Here is an 18,263-nt window from a genome sequence, read left to right on the forward strand (position 1 = left end):
TTGTAACAGAATGCTTGACATCTTTTTTAAATAAAAAGGAAGTGAGGTAATTGTTTGCTGTGATATAATAGCCGAAAGGGGGATTAGATATGGATCCGTTAGATGTAATGTTAGATATGGACCAATTACTTCCTTATTATAAGCCGATCGTCAGTGCAGATACGCAAATGATTATTGGATATGAAGTGATTGCTTATTTTCAAAATAAGAATGGAAAGTTACAACGTATGGATTGGTTTTTTGATGATGTATCCATTCCAGATGAATTTCGTATAGAAGTAAATACGTATCTTCAACGCAAAGCGATAGAGAATAAACTGGAAAAGAAAAATAATAGTTTAGTATCTTTTTATTATGACGCTGATTTACTAGTTCGTAATAATGGTGAACAGTTACTTGCAATACTTGAAGAATATCAATCAAAAGGATTAAAATTAAATGAAATAATACTAGAAGTGAAAGATACTGCATTTCCAAAAGATATGGATCAACTATCTAATCTAATGAAATATTTAAAAACATTAGGTGTAAAAGTCAGTATTCAACTTGAAAATCCCAATGGTATCCTTGACCAACTAGCTACATTACATCCAAATGTATTAAAAGTAGATACTAGTTTTCTAAAGGATGATTTATTACCTCATTTATACAAAGATGTGTATCATGCGATTTCCATGTTGTCACGTAAAATTGGTGCATCGCTCTTATTTAAAGGAATTAACAACTATAATCAATTTAATTATGCATGGAGAAGTGGCGGACAATATTATCAGGGTAGGTACTTAATTCATCCTCAGAAAGATTTTGTAGATGTTGATAGCTGTAAATCAATCATTCAAGATAGTTTTAGGCAATTCGTTACATATGAACGAAAAAAGGGTAAAGCGCAACTGGAACTTCTTGAAAAAATTCACGCGACATTTACTAGTATTTTAGCACAATCAACATTAACTGATAACTATGACGAATTTATATTAAATGTAGGTAAGGCATGTAAGGAATTCGCTTTTCGTGTTTATATTTGTGATGAAGAAGGAATTCAACTCTCTTCCAACGCCGAAAAGGATCAACAAGATACGTGGAAACTGGTTAAGGAAGGTTTAAATAAAAACTGGAGTTGGCGTCCATATTTCTTTGAAAATGTGATGCGGATGAACTTAGAGAAGAAAGGCTTGCTTTCTGATCTGTATACGGATATAGAAAAGTCCGAATTAATCCGTACTTATTCTTATCCACTTGCGGATGGACGTTATATTTTCTTAGATATTCCTTATCGTTATTTATTTGAACAAGAAGGTTTATTATAGAATGAAGCTTTATTCCAGTAGTTAGTTCGTACTTCCCCAGATAAATGTCAGTTCTGTTCAAGGGCATAAATTAATTGCCCTTGAACAGAACTGACATTACTGCAAGTTACATGCGAGATAAAAAAGAATCTATGTAAAGGAGTGACATAATGAAAATATTCCATACTGCAGATTGGCACTTAGGGAAGCTGGTTCAAGGAACATATATGACAGAGGACCAAATGTATATACTAAATCAATTTATTGCGGAAGTTGAAAAGGAACAACCGGATGTTGTCATTATTGCCGGAGACTTATATGATCGGGCAGTTCCTCCAGTTGATGCAGTACATCTATTAGACCAGACATTAGATAAAATAATTCATGGACTTCATATTCCAGTATTAGCTATTGCTGGAAACCATGATAGTCCTGGAAGGCTACACTTTGGGAGTGGATTAATGAAAGAGAATGGCTACCACGTTACTGGCAGAATATCCCCAGAATTAGAACCAGTCATTATAGAAGATTCGTTTGGAGAAGTGCATTTTCATTTTATTCCTTACACAGATCCTAGTACGGTACGCACACTTTTAGATAATGATGACATACGTTCACATGATGATGCTGTAGAATGTATAACAAGAAAAATTCATGAAAATATGGATCCTCATGCAAGGCATGTCGCAATTGGACATGCTTTTGTAACGCCATTTGGTGAAGAACGTGAGAATACGAGTGATTCGGAACGTCCGCTTTCCATAGGTGGAGCAGAATATGTAGATGCACATCACTTTAAAATATTTGACTATACAGCACTTGGGCATCTCCATCAAGCGCATTATGTATTAGAGGAGAAAATCCGCTATTCGGGATCTCCTTTAAAATATTCTATTTCAGAGGAAAATCATAAAAAAGGTTTTCTTATTGTAGAGCTTGGTGAAAATGGGGAAGTCTCTGTTGAGAAAAGGCTTTTACATCCACGAAGAGATATGCGTCGTGTGAAAATGACGATAGATGAAATATTTAACGAAAAACCAAGCGATGATTATGTATTTGTTCAATTAATGGATCAAGCTCCAGTGTTATCACCGATGGAAAAAATCCGCTCTATTTTTCCAAATGCCATGCATGTTGAACGGGTGCAGGTATCACCGATTTTTGTAAAAGAAGAAGATTCAATACCAAAGACAAAAATGAATGAAATGGAACTCTTCCATGCCTTTTATAAAGAAGTAAAAGGTGAAGGACCTTCTGAAGAGGCAACTGAAATTATTAAAAAGATAATGGATGAATTAAATAAGGAAGAACACGAAGAAGTCAAGATGAAGTGAATGGAGGTGTAAACAATGCGACCATTATATCTTAAGTTAACAGCTTTTGGTCCATATAGAGACACAGAAATAATTGATTTTACCAAATTAGGCGATGTACAGCTTTTTTCTATATCCGGCAACACAGGAGCAGGCAAAACGACGATATTTGATGGAATTGCATTTGCTTTATATGGTAAGGCTAGTGGGTCCGATCGAGAGGATAACCGTTTGCTTCGAAGTGATTTTGCAGAGGATCATATACACACATCCGTAGAATTAGTATTTACGATTAAAGAGAGAACCTATCGGGTACTACGTCAGCCTGGTCATATAAAAAAAGGAAATAAAACGAAAACAGGCGAGAAGTATGAACTATTTGAAATAAAGGACCAACAAGAAGTGTCGATAGTAGACAGACAGATTGTAAGCGAAGTAGATAAAAAGATTGAAGAGCTAATAGGTCTAACACAAGATCAATTTAAACAGATAGTAATGCTACCCCAAGGTGAATTTAGAAAACTCTTAACATCAGAAACAGAGAATAAAGAAGCAATATTAAGACGGTTATTCAAAACAGAACATTATAAGTATATGAATGAAATATTACGCCAGAAAAAAAATACCTTTGAACAATCGTATAATCGAGTTTCGGATCAGTTAAATCAAACAATGAAACAAGTTTCTTCTGTTTTTCCACTTCGTGAGAATTCCAAATTACAAAATGTATTTCAAGCAGAATATTATAATGTACAGCAGGTTCTTGAGGCGTTGAATGATGAAAAAGTATATTATGAACACGAAATTGAAAAGAAAACCGAGGAATATACATCGAGTTATAAGAAGCACGATACGGCACAAAATGAATATTATGCAGCGAAACATATAAATGAACAATTTGATCAACTTCAAGTGAAAAAACAACATAGTCAGGAGTTGGCAAATAAGCAAGCGGATATACAACATCTAGAGAATCAATTAAAAGCAGCAGAGATGGCGCAACGTATTGAACCGACCGAGCAATATGCGTTAAATTATCGACAACAATATCAAGAAAAAAACATTCAATTAAAAAATCTATTGGAAAAAGAACAGAAAGCCTCTGATCGCTTAACATCTGTCACCTCACAATATAAAAAAGAAGAAGAAAAAGCTGAACATAGAGAAAAAATATCGTTTTATATTAATCAACTTGAGTCGTATCTCCCGATAGTTGAGCAACTGGACACGGAAAGAAATGAAATCAATTCTTTAAAGAACCAGTGTGAACAGAAGGAACAAAAGATACATGAAGACAGACAGTTACTTGAGAGAAAAGAGAAGGAACAAGAAAGTCTAGCTGAAGAAATAAAACAATTAACAAAACAAGTGGAACAAGCTTCCGAATTAAATAAGCGATTAACCGAATTAAGACAAGTAGGGAAGTTACTTCAGAGGCTTATTAATTTGCAAAAAGAAGAATCAAACATTCAAAATAAGTATCAACAAACAAAACAAGCCTATGAAAATAGCAAAAAAGAATATCAAGAATTGGAACAAAGTTGGTTAAATAATCAAGCATACGTGTTGGCTTCACACCTACATGATGGAGAAGAATGTCCAGTTTGCGGGAGTACTGTACACCCTAAAAAAGCTTCTATCGAAAAACAACCGATTACGAAAGAAGCGTTAGAGACGCTTCGGAACCAAATGGAGGAAAAAAATCAATTTTGGCAGAAACAACAAGTTGTGTTATCTTCAAATAAAACCTCTTTGACTGAAGTGTTTACTGAACTCAATGAATGGGGGATATTACTGGACGAACCTACTAAAACTTTCCATAAGATTGTACAAGAAGGTAAACAATTAGCTGAAAAAGAAAAGGAAATTGAGCAGGCAAAAGAGAAACGAAACCAATATGAAGAAAAATTAGAGCAAAAAAAACAAGAAGATAAAAAGAATAAAGAAGCATTTGAACACCTTAAGCAAAAATATCAAGAACAAATAGCTATGCTACAGACGAAGCAAGCTAGTCATAAAGAGAAAAAGAAACAAGTACCAGTGGAGTTTCATGAATTATCGAAGCTGAAAGCAAATTTACGTAATCAAAAACTACAAAAACAAGAGATGGAACAAGCATGGAAAGAAATTCAACAAGAATATCAGCAAATAACACAATCGCATTTGGAAATTCGTTCTGAAGTAAAAAATTATCAAAAGCAGTTGACAGAACTAAATAAACATCTAGAGAACGCGAATAAAGAGTTTGAGCAAAAAGTCAGTGAAGCTGGTTTTACTATAGAAACGTATCGAGAAGCGAAATTAGAAGAAAATATATTTACTCAACGAAAACAACAAGTCGAAAGGTTCAAACAAGAAAAACAACAATTAGACAGTCAAATTAAAGAATTAGAAGCAACTTTAATGAAACAAGAAAAACAAGATCTTGATTACTTAGAAAGAAGACTTGTAGATTTAAAACGAAATTTCGAACAAAATTTAAATCAATTAAATACCCTTAAAAAGTATGGCCAAGAAATTCGTTCAATGAAAGATCGAATGGAAATATTACACAATGAAGTCGCAGAAACAGAGAATAATTTAATGGTAATTACAGAAATTTATGATGTATTACGAGGGCAAAATCAGAAGAAGGTTTCTTTTGAACGATATTTACAAATGGAATATCTAGAACAGATTATCGAAGCTGCTAATTACCGATTAAAAGACTTGTCTAATGGACAATTTTATTTAACTAGAAGTGATCGACAGGAATCTCATGGTCGTCAAAGTGGACTTGCTTTAGATGTTTACGATGCATATACCGGGCAAACAAGAGATGTTAAAACGTTATCTGGTGGTGAAAAATTTAATGCCTCTCTTTGTCTAGCATTAGGTATGTCTGATGTTATTCAAAGTTTTCAAGGTAATGTCATGATTCAAACGATGTTTATTGATGAAGGGTTTGGCTCATTGGATGAAGAATCATTAACAAAGGCAATAGATACGTTAGTACAACTACAAAAGTCTGGAAGATTAATCGGTGTAATATCGCATGTCCAAGAATTAAAGGACATACTACCTGCTACCATAGAAGTTAAAAAGACAAAAGAAGGATATAGTCATACAAAATTAATGGTGAAATAAAAAAGATCGTCTATCCGATCTTTTTTCGTATTTTGGGAAATGACTAAGAAGAATTTTAATGATGATTGGCGGGGATAAAGTGAATATCCGGTTAGCATATATGTTTCAAGCTGGAAAAGAAATTGAAATAAATTTCATGTCAGATGAAATGCGTATTGAAGATAGCATTGTAGTTGCAGAAAAGTTAGAAAAGGAGCGGTCGGTTCAAAATATATATGCAATAGATGATCTAGACCGAACTTGGACGATCAAAGAATTAAAACGTCTAGTAGTCCAAGTAGAAGAAGAAGCCCATCATATTTTGGTTTATTTTGATGGTGGATTTGATAGAAATGATTTGATTGCTGGTGTTGGAGTAGTTATTTACTTTGAAAAAAATAAAAAATATTTTCGACATAGAAAAAACGTAAAGTTGGAGCAGTTAGATAATAATAATGAAGCAGAATATGCTGGATTATATCATAGTTTAGAGATACTTGAAGAGATGCAAGCTACACATCAAGCTATCACTTTTAAAGGTGACTCAATGGTGGTTATACATCAATTGAATGAAGAATGGCCTTGTTATGAAGAGAAACTTCAACGATGGATAGAGCGTATTGAAAATAAAATAGAACAACTTGGAATTAAACCTGATTATCAAACTATATCAAGAAAAGATAATAAGGAAGCGGATCATCTAGCAACACAAGCAATTCAAGGAATACAAATTGAAAGCACATTGGAAATAACGAAGAGAAAATAATAGGGTAGCTAACTTAGTTGATTTTTTGAGAAAGGTTATATTATCATTTAAGTATTGGATTTCGAGAAATTTATTAGAAATATACGAATAAGATAAGTTGTAATAGTGAAGGAGAATGACATTGAAGATAGGAATAGACAAAATTGGTTTTTATGCTCCACATTTGTATTTAGATATGAATGAATTGGCAAAAGAGCGTGGAGTCGAACCAGAAAAATTCACGATTGGAATTGGCCAAGAAAAAATGGCAGTACCGCCAATTACACAAGATACAGTTACGTTAGCTGCGAATGCGGCTGCACAAATATTAGATGAAGCAGATAAGCAAGATATCGATATGGTTATTTTTGGAACAGAATCAGGTATCGATCATTCCAAATCAGCTGCGGTAAATGTTCATCAACTACTAGGATTGCAACCGCATGCACGAGCTGTTGAATTAAAACAAGCTTGTTATGGTGCTACAGCTGGTATTCAGATGGCAAGAGGACATATTGCTTTAAACCCAAATCGCAAAGTATTAGTATTAGGTTCAGATATTGCACGTTACGGATTAAAGACTCCTGGAGAATCGACGCAAGGAGCTGGAGCGGTTGCGCTATTAATTTCCGCTGAGCCTAGTATAATGGAGATTGAAGAAGAAAGTACCTACTATACGGATGATATTATGGATTTCTGGAGACCTGTATATTCAGACATCGCGTTCGTTGATGGCAAGTACTCCAATGAGCAGTATATTGCGTTTTTCCAAAAAGTGTGGGGTGCTTACAAAGAACAAACAGAGCGCAGTTTAGATGATTTTGCGGCAATTTGTTTCCATTTACCGTATACAAAAATGGGATTAAAAGCTTTACGTACAGTTTTAGATGAAGTTGGAGAAGAAGCACAAACACGTTTGAAAGAACAATATCAATTAAGTACTCAATATAATCGGAATATCGGAAATATCTACACAGGTTCTCTTTATTTGAGTTTACTTTCATTATTGGAAAATAGTGAGCAATTAACAGCTGGCGATAAAATTGGAATGTATAGCTATGGATCTGGTGCTGTAGGAGAATTTTTCTCTGGTATATTACAAGAAGGTTTTGAAAAACAGTTACATCGTACAGAACATAATGCTATGTTTGAAAAACGTCAGAAAATATCGGTGTCCGAATATGAAAAAATCTTTGAACAACAAATCCCAACAGATGGTTCGGTTATTGAATGGTCCGCAAAAGAGGACCCGGCTGAAATTTGTCTGACAGGGATACAAAATCATCAACGTATATACCATGTGAAATAAACGTTATAAAAATCAACTAAAAAATGTACGTAGAGGTCCAATTCTTTTATGAGATTTGGGCCTTTTTTTGATAGATAATTGTTTGGATTTTATCGTTTATTGTCGAACGATTACATCGTAAGGAAATAAGGGAAAAGGTATAATAGAGTCAAGAAAATGAATAGGAATAATATAGGAGGGTATAAGTATGGCAAGAAATCAAGAATGGATAGAAGTAACAAATCCGGCAACAGGTGAAGTGATTGATCGTGTCGAGCGCGGAGGGAAAGTTGAAGCAAGAGAAGCTGTCAATCAAGCATATGAAGCCTTCAATGATTGGTCAAAACGTACTGCTTATGAACGAAGTGAATTATTGATGAAATGGAATGCATTAATTACCAAACACCAAGAAGAACTGGCAAAAATTATGACAATGGAACAAGGGAAACCATTTAATGAAGCTTTGGGTGAGGTACAATATGCAAATAATTTTGTATCTTGGTACGCTGAAGAAGGAAAGCGACTTTATGGGGAGACAATACCTGCATCAAAAGCAGACAAACGTATTCTTGTTCAGCGTCAGCCGGTAGGGGTTATAGCAGCGATTACTCCATGGAATTTCCCGGCAGCTATGATTACCAGAAAAGTTGCTCCGGCTTTGGCTGTAGGTTGTACAGCTGTAGTTAAACCTGCCAGTGCAACTCCAAGAACAGCAATCCGATTAGCAGAGTTAGCGGAAGAAGCAGGAATTCCAACAGGAGTTTTGCAAGTTGTAACTGGTAGCTCAGGTGATATTAGTGATGCATGGATGGAAGATAGTAGAGTAAGAAAGATTTCCTTTACTGGTTCTACAGAAGTAGGAAAAATATTAATGAAAAAATCAGCAGAAACTGTGAAGAAAGTATCGTTAGAGCTAGGTGGTCATGCTCCTTTAATCGTTATGAAAGATGCTGACATTGAAAAGGCAGCTGCTGGGGCAACAGCATCAAAATTCCGAAATGCTGGCCAAACTTGTGTTTGTACGAATCGTATATACGTACACGAATCGATTAAAGATGAGTTTAACGAAGCTTTTGAACGGAAAGTGAGAGAATTAAGAGTTGGTAATGGATTAGAAGAAGGTATAGATGTAGGACCGCTTATAGACTATGATGCATTGGATAAAGTGGAAACACATATAGAAGATGCAGTAAATAAAGGGGCTTCCATTATATATGGGGGAGGTAAGGAGGACAAGGGTAGTTTGTTTTATAAACCAACCATCTTATCCGAGGTAACCGATGAAATGTTGTGTATGACCGAAGAAACATTTGGTCCATTAGCTCCCGTTACAACATTTAAAACTGAAGAAGAAGCGGTCAAACGTGCAAACCACTCTCCATATGGACTTGCCGCTTATCTATTTACAGAAAATCTGTCTACAGCAATTCGTATAAGTGAACAATTAGAATATGGTATTGTAGGTGTAAACGACGGGGTACCATCAACTGCTCAAGCTCCATTTGGAGGTTTTAAAGAAAGTGGGATTGGTAGAGAAGGCGGTCATCATGGAATGGAAGAGTATGTAGAGGTGAAATATATTTCTATTCAGCTATAGAAACTTCACCATGCATTAGCTGTATTGCCTCGATATTTGTGGTGACAGACATCAAAGAAAAAGGTATACTACTGCTAGTGAGGTGCAAAAAACATGGAATTTAATATTGGACCGCGTATGGTGAAAACGGGACTAGCCGTTGCGCTGACATTGCTTATCACAGGAATGTTTGATTTGCAATTTGAGATTATTGCTGCAATTGCTACGGTACTTGCGATGCAACCATCTATTATGCGGTCTTTTAATTACATTAAAGAAGTATTATTATCTAACACAGTCGGTGTTATCTTTGCAGTTATTGGTATTGTATTGTTAGGAAGTCATCCGATATCTGTTGGGGCGGTTGTGATTATTGCAATCGCAATTAATATCAAATTAGGTTTAAATAAAACGGTTAGCTTAACGGTTCTAACAATAGTTAGTATTATGCTGGCTAGCACGGATGATCATGCAAATATGTTGTACATTGTAGAACGAGTCTCTTTAGTAGCAGTTGGGGTCATATCCGCTTTTGTTATTAATGTCATCGTGAATCCACCAGATCATCAAAAAATATTGTTTAGTATGATAAAACGAGCAAGTGAAAAATCGAATTTTCTTCTTCGTGTCATCCCAAGCAAGACAATGAGTGTTCCCCAAGTAAGAGATGAGGAGCGGGAAATAGAGAAGGAAATTAATAAAGCAAGAGATTATTTTGATATCATTACGGATGAACGAAATCGCTTATTTATTCGTAAACGTATAGACTTTTTAAGAAATATAATTATTTATCAGCATATGATTCAAGTTCTAAGAAAGAAATTTACATTAATCATTGAATTAGAAAAGAATTTACAAGAGATTGAAAAGATTGCTAGCGGAAAGTCCCATCTAATTAAAAAATTAGTAAGTGAAATTAATAACTATAGCGAGAATGTATTTTTAATGTATGAAGATCGTATCGAATTGGACCGAGATTTACAAAAAGAAACAAAGAATGCAATGCGGGTAACGATTAATAATTTAATTGAGGCTTTACAAGGAAGTGACTATGAAAAATGGCATTATGTCTTTCCTGTAGCAAATAGTATTATTGAACTGTTTTATGAATTGGATAAATTGGAGAGATTTGTACGTAGAAAAGAACAAAAACAATATGATCAGTAAACATATGATGGTTAAAATTTTAAGAAATGATGGATAATATTATTCTGACAATGAACTTTTGATGGTATAAAAGCTGAGATTTTTGTATATAGTAAATAACGAGCTATATTGTAAAATGAAGGAGAGCGAGAAAAATTTGACAAGGTTTTTATCCCATCATGAGATAGAGAATTTATATTATCTATTAGGTAAACATGAGCAAGCTTACCATCAACTAACAGAATTCATGGATGCAAATCCAAATCAAAAACGTAATCAAAGACTACAGACGGATTTAGAATTGGCAAAGCATATTCAACAGCAATTAATATCAAAATTAACGTAAAGATAATAAAGTAACAGGACCTCTAAGTATATTAGGGTCCTGTTTTTGTCGTTATTCTTTTTTGCTATCATCATCATTTTTAGATGGGGTTATTTCTTCACTTGTTTCTGTTTGAAAACGATGTGTAGGAAAATATGCAATCTCCCCCATTTTTTTCTGATGAATGACATCATCCAGCATATATTGATGAAAGTATATTTCAATTAATGATATTGCGATAGTAGATATAAGTGTAGCTATACCAATACTATTCATTTCATTGACTATGGTTATACTCGCAAACCAAAGTACAGCCCAGTATAAGATGAAATCAGCTATAACAGCTGCTTGTGAACTTAATCTTGGCAAAATGAATAAATCTCCAATATATGTGATAGTGGTAACGATCATACTTAGTACGAAAATAGAGCCAAACGAATTACCATATATAAAACCTAGAACAATCCATAAAGTAAATAATGTAATTAAGAATTTTAAAAAAAGTGCTGCAATATATCTCATCGTTAGTTTTCCTTTCCAAAAGCAGTAAACGCCTAGTAAATGAAATTTCGCTTTTATCTATGGAATAGGATAACCAACTAGAAATATATCCATACCTTAAATGTTACTTACGCTATTTATCAAGTATGTAACGGGCAGTAATACACCAGTTCGAGACTATAAAACTTATCAAACGAAGATAACTGATCTGCCAGACGTTCAATTCTTTTCAAGTGCCTTTTAGGTTATGCTTCATAGTAATAACACTTGTATGAAAAAACCTACTGCAATGAAATTGCTTATTTACGAATTTACACTTTTCATTTCATTTTTTATATAATCTATAAATTCATCTGCTTTTTGTTTAGGTGCCCGAGTCAATAAACTAACAACAATAAATAATACGGTTGACACCAATAATCCCCATAGTCCAGAAGCTAGTCCTAATGGTTTTAATTGGAAAATCTCCAGAATACACACAAGTAAACCAGCAATGATAACACTCGATAGAACACCTGCAGCAGTTCCTTTTTTCCAGAAGAAACATCCTATAATTGCTGGAACTACTACGATAAGTCCTGCAGAAGATGCCACTGATAATACTGCGATGAGATCTAATTGTAATTCGGCAAATAAAAACGCAAGAAGAGCAATAATAGGGATAATGATTTTTCCTACTTTTAATTGAGCCTGATCATTACTATTTTTTCGAATGTTACCATAGACGTCTTTTGCAAATAAAGACGACACTGTAAGTAATATAGAGTCAATAGTTGAAATAGCTGCTGCCATAATACCTATCATTACAATGACTGCTAATACAGAAGGGATAGCATCCGATGATAAAACAAAAGGTGTTGCCAGATCCGCATTCTCCATTCCTGGATTTAAAATAAATGCAGTGAATCCCCACATAATTGCAACAATAGTATAGATAAATCCAAATAACATAAAGCCGATTAACATTTGACGCATACTTTTTAAAGACGCAGGCATAAATAATCGCTGACTAACCTGTGGGTTGGAAATACTAAAGAAAAACCAAGGGATTGTTAATCCTAAAAATGTCCAAAAGCTAAAATAACCATTACCAGGAACAGTTAACATCTCTGGACTATGTGTTTCTAATTGGTTAAAGAACCCACTGATACCACCCAATTTATTTACTAAGAATATAACTACAAGAGTCGATCCGATAATCATAAATAAAGATTGTAATGAATCCGTCCAAGCAACTGAACGAATTCCTGCAATATAAGAAAAGATAATAGCTAAAAGTGTTGCAATGATTACTCCTGTGCTAAATGTTATCGCTTGATTCGACACACCTTGTAGTAAATACCCAATACCTGCTAATTGCACTGCGCTATATGGTATTAAAAACAACCCATTAGAAATAGCAATAGCAATAGCAACACCTCTATGCTGATAGCGATCTCCGAGCATTTGTGACGGTGTAACATATCCGTATTTCTTTCCAACGAGCCAAAAACGAGGACCAAAAAAAACAACTAGGGAAACTCCCATTAAATAAATTAATTCAAATCCTAACGCTCCTACACCACCGCTGTATGTTAGCCCAGCTAGTCCGACTAACATAAAAGCACTATATGTAGTTGCACTATAACTGAGTGCCGAAACAAATCCGCCTAACTTTCTGTCACCTAAAAAGTATGAGGTCATGTTTGATTGTTTCCCTTGTCGTGAAAGAATTGCAATAAACATAGCAATAATTATATAAATAATTATTCCCCACCAAATTATTGTCGTATTCATTTATATTTACCCCAATTCTTTGTCATAGTGATATTACATATAACAACGATTAATGCAAGTACAATCCAAACAAAAAAACTACCATACCATTTTTCGATATTAGTAAGTAACGTAAATGGTAAGAAAAATGCTAGTAATACGATAGAACCAATGATTATAGCCCATTTATTTTCTGTCATCCTAAAATTTCCCCTTTCTAATCAATTAGTTATTGTGAAATTATTCACATTAAAATGCGATTTCTTGCAATTAAAACTCAAAAGTAATCATAGCAGACTGTACACAAATTTGCCACAATTATTTAAAAAATACTAGACTATTGATAGCGATTACATGTAAGATTACTCTAGAAACTAGATGTCAGAAGGGAGCGATTGAAAGTGGAGACACTAGAAATAGGACGTGCAAAACTAACTTGGTTAAATGGAGGGGTAACGCATTTAGATGGTGGGGCAATGTTCGGAGTTGTACCAAAATCGCTATGGTCTAAAAAATATCCTGCTAATGAAAAGAATCAAATAGAGTTACGCACCGATCCGATTTTATTACAATTGGATGGGAAAAATATATTAATCGATTCTGGAATTGGAATAAATAAACTAACTGAAAAACAACAACGAAATTTTGGGGTGAAAGAAGAATCAAAAGTAGAAAGTTGTTTAGCTAATTTAAATCTAACAGTTAATGATATAGAAATTATATTGATGACACATTTGCATTATGATCATGCATGTGGATTAACGAACCCCGTTAAAGAAGAATATCAGAGTGTGTTTCAGAACGCGGATATATACGTGTCACAAATAGAATGGGATGAAATGCGTCATCCAAATATTCGTTCGGTTAATTCCTACTGGGAAATGAATTGGAAACCAATTGTGGAACAGGTAATCCCTTTTGATGAAGAGATTGAAATTCTGCCCGGCTTATCGATGATACATACTGGTGGTCATAGTGATGGACATTCCATAATACGATTTAAGGATGGGGGTCATTCATTTACACATATGGCGGATATTATGCCAACGCATGCTCATCAAAATAAGTTATGGGTATTGGCATATGATGATTATCCGATTGAGTCTGTGCATCAAAAAGAGAAATGGATGGATACATTGTATAAAGAAAAATCTTGGATAACGTTTTATCATGATGCATATTATCGAGCAATAAAATTCAATGAACGTGGTGAAAAGATAGACCAAGTAGAAAGAAATCAGCATGCATACGATTAGGAGAAAAAAAGCTGTCGAACAAAGTTCGACAGCTTTTTGTATTATATAGCCTCTTTTGTTTCTATTACCGCGCCAGTTTCAATATCTACATAAAACTCATATTGTTTATTATCGCCATCTATATTACGAGTTACTCCACCTCGATAGACATCGTATAACAAACCATTCTTTTCGATTTCTTCTGGCTTCATATAAATCCAAGAACCACTAATTGGACCTTTACGTTTAAACATTTCCTTCGCTTGATTTAGTGCTTTCTCTGGTGTGATCTTTGTTTGTTTACTAACTTGTTCTCTTGCTATATAACCAATTGCAACACCGACTGCTGCAGCAAGAAGTACTTTTTTTCTACTCAAATCGTTCACCCCTACTTACTATATTTATTGAAGGATAGATTATTTGTAAGTATACAGGAAATTACTTAAAAATGACAAGGATTTAAACAAGATTACTGGAAAGATTTTGACTTTTTCAGTTATACTACTATTTAGATGTTACATAGTATGAAAAATAGAAAGGGGAGTAAGGGAATGGAAAAAGAAACGTTATCTCTTTTTAAAACGTTAACAGAATTACAAGGTGCACCTGGTAATGAACATCCGGTACGCGCATTTATGAAGGATGAATTGGGGAAATATTCAGATGAAATAATACAAGATAATCTAGGTGGAACATTTGGCGTGAAGCATGGTGATGGACCAAGAGTTATGGTGGCAGGTCATATGGATGAAGTTGGTTTTATGGTTACACAAATTACCGACAATGGTATGTTGCGCTTTCAACCACTTGGAGGCTGGTGGAACCAAGTTATGCTTGCACAAAGAGTTCAGGTTATGACTGCAAATGGACCAGTTATAGGTGTTATTGGGTCTATTCCACCACATTTACTTACAGAAGCACAACGTAGCAAACCAATGGAAATTAAAAATATGCTTATTGATATTGGAGCGGACGATAAAGAAGATGTAAACAAAATAGGTGTAAAGCCAGGAGACAGTATCGTTCCTATTACACCTTTCCAACCGATGGCTAATAAGAAAAAGATTTTAGCAAAAGCTTGGGATAATCGCTATGGCTGCGGACTAGCCATTGAATTGTTAAAAGAATTACAAAATGAGGAACTACCAAATCAATTATATTCTGGAGCAACCGTACAGGAAGAAGTTGGACTTAGAGGCGCGCAAGTAGCTGCAAATATGATTCAACCTGATGTGTTCTATGCTTTAGATGCTTCTCCGGCAAATGACGCATCTGGTGATAAACAAGCATTTGGGCAATTAGGAAAAGGTGCATTACTTCGTATATTTGATCGTACCATGGTAACTCACAAAGGTATGCGAGAATATGTGCTTGATACTGCAGAAAGCAATAATATCCCTTACCAATACTTTATTTCCCAAGGCGGAACAGATGCTGGTCGTGTTCATCTTGCAAATGATGGTGTTCCATCGGCAGTGGTCGGTATTTGCTCCCGCTATATCCACACGTCTGCTTCTATCATTCATGTGGATGATTATGCAGCTGCAAAAGAATTAATTGTAAAATTAGTAAAAGGTACAGATAGTTCCTTCGTATCACAATTAAAAGAAAAATAAAGAGATGAGCAGTTGCCATTAGGTAGCTGCTCTTTCATAGGAGATTATTAATATGCAAATACAAGTAGGGTCAAAAAATCCAACGAAAATTCAAGCGGTAAAAGAAATGTTTCCGAATATAGATGTAATCGGAACTCGGGCAGAATCAGGAGTAAGTGCGCAACCTTTTTCTGATGAGGAAACTAAATTGGGAGCTATTACTAGAGCAAAACATTGTGCCATTAAGAATCCATATACAATTGGAATCGGTCTCTCATGTATATAGACAACGAGTTGTATCTTTGTAATTGGGGAGCACTTGTCACACCTGAAAATGATATCATTACAGCTAGTGGTGCGAGAATAAAGATACCTAAAGATGTCGAAGAAGGTTTGTTAAAAAATGTAGAACTTGGAACATTAATGGATATCTATGCGGAAAAGAAGGATGTTAGTAAAAAAGAAGGAGCAATTGGTATTTTTACGAATCAACTAATTACTAGACAAGAAATGTTTCGCCATGTTGTTACTTTATTAAAAGGACAATGGACGATGTTAAACAGTTACAAAGAATAATAAAAAACGAACTACGTTTAAGGATAAAGTGCTATCGCTTAAAAACGAGTTCGTTTTAATAGTTTATTCATAGATATAAGCAATAACGTCCAAGGCTTGTTCAATCGACTCGACGGTTACATTTGCTTTATTGGAAATTTCTTTTAACGGATGAATTAAAGATTCTGGACGGACGATAATGGTTGGTTTTCCTAATGTAATTGCAGTGCTAGCATCCATTGCAGTATTCCATTGTTTATAAGACTCACCGAACAAAGCAATAACAATATCAGACTTGGAAAGAAGAACTTGTGTACGGAAATTATTAATACTCGATGCTGCATCGTCTCTATGTAAATTACTCGGTTGTTTACCGATTACTGCCTCACCAATATCATCGGATCGATCATGGTTAGTTTGTGGAGATACAAATTGTAGAGGTAAATTCTTCGATCTTGCTATTTCTTTTACATAGTCTCTCCAATTATCATGAATTTGTCCAGCTAAATAAACCGTTAATTCCATTTAAATCCCTCCTAAGTATAATCTAATCTTATAGTAAACGTTTTTCAATAATTTGAAAAGTAAGGCGGTATCACGATATCCTCCATTATAGTTAAGTATGGTATAATCACGATAATTGAAACGAACTACAATGCAAGCTATGATAGGTGTAGAAAGGAAGTAGATGACATGAAAGTATTAGAAACTATCGAGCAATTTGAATCATATAAACAAGAAGGACCAGTTATTTTTATGTTTACAGCTGGATGGTGTCCAGATTGTAGAGTAATAGAACCTATCTTACCGGAGATTGAACAACAATTTAGTGATTATCAATTTGTTGAAATAAATCGTGATGACTTTATTGAACTATGTCAATCCCATGACGTCTATGGGATACCAAGTTTTCTAGCGTTTGAAAAAGGTAAAGAACTCGGTCGATTTGTCAGTAAAGATCGAAAAACAAAAGAAGAAATTGAACAATTTATACATGGCCTTAAAGAGTAGGAGGAGGAATTTTGATGGCTAAAATAACAAGTATAAAAATGAAACGACTCCTCGAAGATCGTTTAAAACATCCAGATTATCGTGTCGTATATAAGCGTGATGACGATGCTCTCCGTATTGAATGGAGAGATTCTGGACAAGGAATGACCGTTTCTCTTCCTAATCTGATTACAAAATACAATAGTCGCGGTGATATTGCCATTCAAGAAATGGAAGAACACATTACAGAAGCTTTAAAGATAATGAATGAAACACATCATTTACAAGGGATGGAAAAACACATATTTCCTGTATTACGGTCACCTTCTTTTCCAACAGAAACAAAAGCTGGTAAGAAACTAATCTATAAAGATCACACTGCAGAGACGAGAGTTTTCTATGCTTTAGATTTAGGGAAATCGTATCGGCTTATAGATGAAAATTTGTTAAATGAAGAAGGATGGACTGCGGAACGTTTAGATGAAATTGCTAGCTTTAATGTGCGCTCATTACCTCATGAAGTGAAAAAGGACCAAGTGGCTGATAATGATTTTTATTTCTTAGCAACTCAAGACGGCTACGATGCTAGTCGAATCTTAAACGAAGCATTTTTAGAAGAGATGAAGGCCAATGCTCAAGGTGAACTAGCTGTAGCTGTTCCGCATCAAGATGTATTAATTATTGCTGACATTCAAAATAAAATGGGTTATGATATTTTAGCGCAGATGACAATGAAGTTTTTTGCAGAAGGACGTATTCCGATTACATCACTTTCATTTGTGTATGAAGATAGAAAGTTAGAACCTATCTTTATTTTAGCGAAAAACAAACCAGAAAATAAATAGGAG

17 protein-coding genes and 1 pseudogene are annotated in these 18,263 nt (G+C 34.5%); 13 read left to right on the plus strand and 5 right to left on the minus strand.

Features of this window, described 5'->3' with window-relative positions; translation table 11 throughout:
• Positions 1–89 precede the first annotated feature (89 nt).
• The 8 genes from ABC346_RS11100 (at position 90) to ABC346_RS11135 (ending at position 10,805) form a co-directional block, all read left to right on the plus strand.
• On the plus strand, positions 90–1,307 hold the full coding sequence (locus tag ABC346_RS11100) for an EAL domain-containing protein (RefSeq protein WP_413234898.1): 1,218 nt from the start codon (positions 90–92) through the stop codon (positions 1,305–1,307).
• Positions 1,308–1,456: 149 nt separating this feature from the next.
• The gene (locus ABC346_RS11105; RefSeq protein WP_413234899.1) at positions 1,457–2,620 is read left to right on the plus strand and encodes an exonuclease SbcCD subunit D; all 1,164 of its coding nucleotides are present in this window, start codon (positions 1,457–1,459) and stop codon (positions 2,618–2,620) included.
• 15 nt (positions 2,621–2,635) lie between these two features.
• Positions 2,636–5,725, plus strand: coding sequence for an AAA family ATPase (locus tag ABC346_RS11110; RefSeq protein WP_413234900.1), 3,090 nt, complete (start codon positions 2,636–2,638; stop codon positions 5,723–5,725).
• Positions 5,726–5,783: 58 nt separating this feature from the next.
• Positions 5,784–6,470 (plus strand): reverse transcriptase-like protein, encoded by a 687-nt coding sequence (locus ABC346_RS11115; protein ID WP_413234901.1) that lies wholly within the window; start codon positions 5,784–5,786, stop codon positions 6,468–6,470.
• A 121-nt stretch (positions 6,471–6,591) separates the two neighbouring features.
• Entirely contained in the window at positions 6,592–7,758 is a 1,167-nt protein-coding gene (locus ABC346_RS11120) for a hydroxymethylglutaryl-CoA synthase (RefSeq protein ID WP_413234902.1), read from the plus strand.
• Between the two features lie 187 nt (positions 7,759–7,945).
• A complete protein-coding gene (locus ABC346_RS11125; protein ID WP_413234903.1) occupies positions 7,946–9,334 on the plus strand; it encodes an NAD-dependent succinate-semialdehyde dehydrogenase in 1,389 nt (462 codons plus the stop codon).
• 93 nt (positions 9,335–9,427) lie between these two features.
• Positions 9,428–10,480, plus strand: a complete 1,053-nt coding sequence (locus ABC346_RS11130) for an FUSC family protein (protein WP_413234904.1) — start codon at positions 9,428–9,430, stop codon at positions 10,478–10,480.
• Between the two features lie 136 nt (positions 10,481–10,616).
• Positions 10,617–10,805: a hypothetical protein gene (locus ABC346_RS11135; protein WP_413234905.1), complete on the plus strand. Its 189-nt coding sequence runs from the start codon at positions 10,617–10,619 to the stop codon at positions 10,803–10,805.
• 51 nt (positions 10,806–10,856) lie between these two features.
• On the opposite strand, the gene ABC346_RS11140 is transcribed toward ABC346_RS11135, so the two are convergent.
• The 3 genes from ABC346_RS11140 to ABC346_RS11150 all read right to left on the minus strand — a co-directional run bounded on the left by ABC346_RS11140 (position 10,857) and on the right by ABC346_RS11150 (position 13,240).
• Positions 10,857–11,306 carry a YndM family protein gene (locus ABC346_RS11140; protein WP_413234906.1) on the minus strand — a complete coding sequence of 150 codons (450 nt, stop codon included), beginning with the start codon at positions 11,304–11,306 and terminating at the stop codon, positions 10,857–10,859.
• Positions 11,307–11,588: 282 nt separating this feature from the next.
• Complete coding sequence (locus ABC346_RS11145) at positions 11,589–13,061, minus strand: sodium:solute symporter family protein (RefSeq protein ID WP_413234907.1); 1,473 nt, start codon at positions 13,059–13,061, stop codon at positions 11,589–11,591.
• Positions 13,058–13,240 (minus strand): hypothetical protein, encoded by a 183-nt coding sequence (locus tag ABC346_RS11150; protein ID WP_413234908.1) that lies wholly within the window; start codon positions 13,238–13,240, stop codon positions 13,058–13,060. The genes ABC346_RS11145 and ABC346_RS11150 overlap by 4 nt, the downstream gene beginning before the upstream one ends.
• A gap of 201 nt (positions 13,241–13,441) precedes the next feature.
• Between ABC346_RS11150 and ABC346_RS11155 the strand changes: the two genes are divergently transcribed.
• Entirely contained in the window at positions 13,442–14,296 is an 855-nt protein-coding gene (locus ABC346_RS11155; RefSeq protein WP_413234909.1) for a YtnP family quorum-quenching lactonase, read from the plus strand.
• Between the two features lie 41 nt (positions 14,297–14,337).
• On the opposite strand, the gene ABC346_RS11160 is transcribed toward ABC346_RS11155, so the two are convergent.
• The gene (locus tag ABC346_RS11160; protein ID WP_413234910.1) at positions 14,338–14,652 is read right to left on the minus strand and encodes a PepSY domain-containing protein; all 315 of its coding nucleotides are present in this window, start codon (positions 14,650–14,652) and stop codon (positions 14,338–14,340) included.
• Positions 14,653–14,826: 174 nt separating this feature from the next.
• Between ABC346_RS11160 and ABC346_RS11165 the strand changes: the two genes are divergently transcribed.
• Together ABC346_RS11165 and ABC346_RS11170 are read left to right on the plus strand one after the other, a co-directional pair.
• Positions 14,827–15,891 carry a M42 family metallopeptidase gene (locus ABC346_RS11165; protein ID WP_413234911.1) on the plus strand — a complete coding sequence of 355 codons (1,065 nt, stop codon included), beginning with the start codon at positions 14,827–14,829 and terminating at the stop codon, positions 15,889–15,891.
• 52 nt (positions 15,892–15,943) lie between these two features.
• A pseudogene (locus ABC346_RS11170) lies at positions 15,944–16,446 on the plus strand (DUF84 family protein).
• A 63-nt stretch (positions 16,447–16,509) separates the two neighbouring features.
• Here the strand turns inward: ABC346_RS11170 and ABC346_RS11175 are convergent.
• Positions 16,510–16,950, minus strand: coding sequence for a YtoQ family protein (locus tag ABC346_RS11175; RefSeq protein WP_413234912.1), 441 nt, complete (start codon positions 16,948–16,950; stop codon positions 16,510–16,512).
• A 114-nt stretch (positions 16,951–17,064) separates the two neighbouring features.
• Between ABC346_RS11175 and ABC346_RS11180 the strand changes: the two genes are divergently transcribed.
• Positions 17,065–17,436, plus strand: coding sequence for a thioredoxin family protein (locus ABC346_RS11180; RefSeq protein ID WP_413236547.1), 372 nt, complete (start codon positions 17,065–17,067; stop codon positions 17,434–17,436).
• 14 nt (positions 17,437–17,450) lie between these two features.
• A complete protein-coding gene (locus ABC346_RS11185; protein WP_413234913.1) occupies positions 17,451–18,260 on the plus strand; it encodes a DUF1444 domain-containing protein in 810 nt (269 codons plus the stop codon).
• Positions 18,261–18,263 lie beyond the last annotated feature (3 nt).

This window comes from Oceanobacillus phoenicis, assembly GCF_047238145.1.
GTDB lineage: Bacteria > Bacillota > Bacilli > Bacillales > Amphibacillaceae > Oceanobacillus.

Bases quoted from the DNA above. Each gene is read 5' to 3' on its own strand.
- ABC346_RS11185 (WP_413234913.1), top strand. From the start codon at position 17,451: ATGGCTAAAATAACAAGTATAAAAATGAAACGACTCCTCGAAGATCGT.
- ABC346_RS11110 (WP_413234900.1), top strand. From the start codon at position 2,636: ATGCGACCATTATATCTTAAGTTAACAGCTTTTGGTCCATATAGAGAC.
- ABC346_RS11145 (WP_413234907.1), bottom strand. From the start codon at position 13,061: ATGAATACGACAATAATTTGGTGGGGAATAATTATTTATATAATTATT.
- ABC346_RS11150 (WP_413234908.1), bottom strand. From the start codon at position 13,240: ATGACAGAAAATAAATGGGCTATAATCATTGGTTCTATCGTATTACTA.
- ABC346_RS11140 (WP_413234906.1), bottom strand. From the start codon at position 11,306: ATGAGATATATTGCAGCACTTTTTTTAAAATTCTTAATTACATTATTT.
- ABC346_RS11100 (WP_413234898.1), top strand. From the start codon at position 90: ATGGATCCGTTAGATGTAATGTTAGATATGGACCAATTACTTCCTTAT.
- ABC346_RS11130 (WP_413234904.1), top strand. From the start codon at position 9,428: ATGGAATTTAATATTGGACCGCGTATGGTGAAAACGGGACTAGCCGTT.
- ABC346_RS11175 (WP_413234912.1), bottom strand. From the start codon at position 16,950: ATGGAATTAACGGTTTATTTAGCTGGACAAATTCATGATAATTGGAGA.
- ABC346_RS11165 (WP_413234911.1), top strand. From the start codon at position 14,827: ATGGAAAAAGAAACGTTATCTCTTTTTAAAACGTTAACAGAATTACAA.
- ABC346_RS11115 (WP_413234901.1), top strand. From the start codon at position 5,784: ATGATGATTGGCGGGGATAAAGTGAATATCCGGTTAGCATATATGTTT.
- ABC346_RS11125 (WP_413234903.1), top strand. From the start codon at position 7,946: ATGGCAAGAAATCAAGAATGGATAGAAGTAACAAATCCGGCAACAGGT.
- ABC346_RS11105 (WP_413234899.1), top strand. From the start codon at position 1,457: ATGAAAATATTCCATACTGCAGATTGGCACTTAGGGAAGCTGGTTCAA.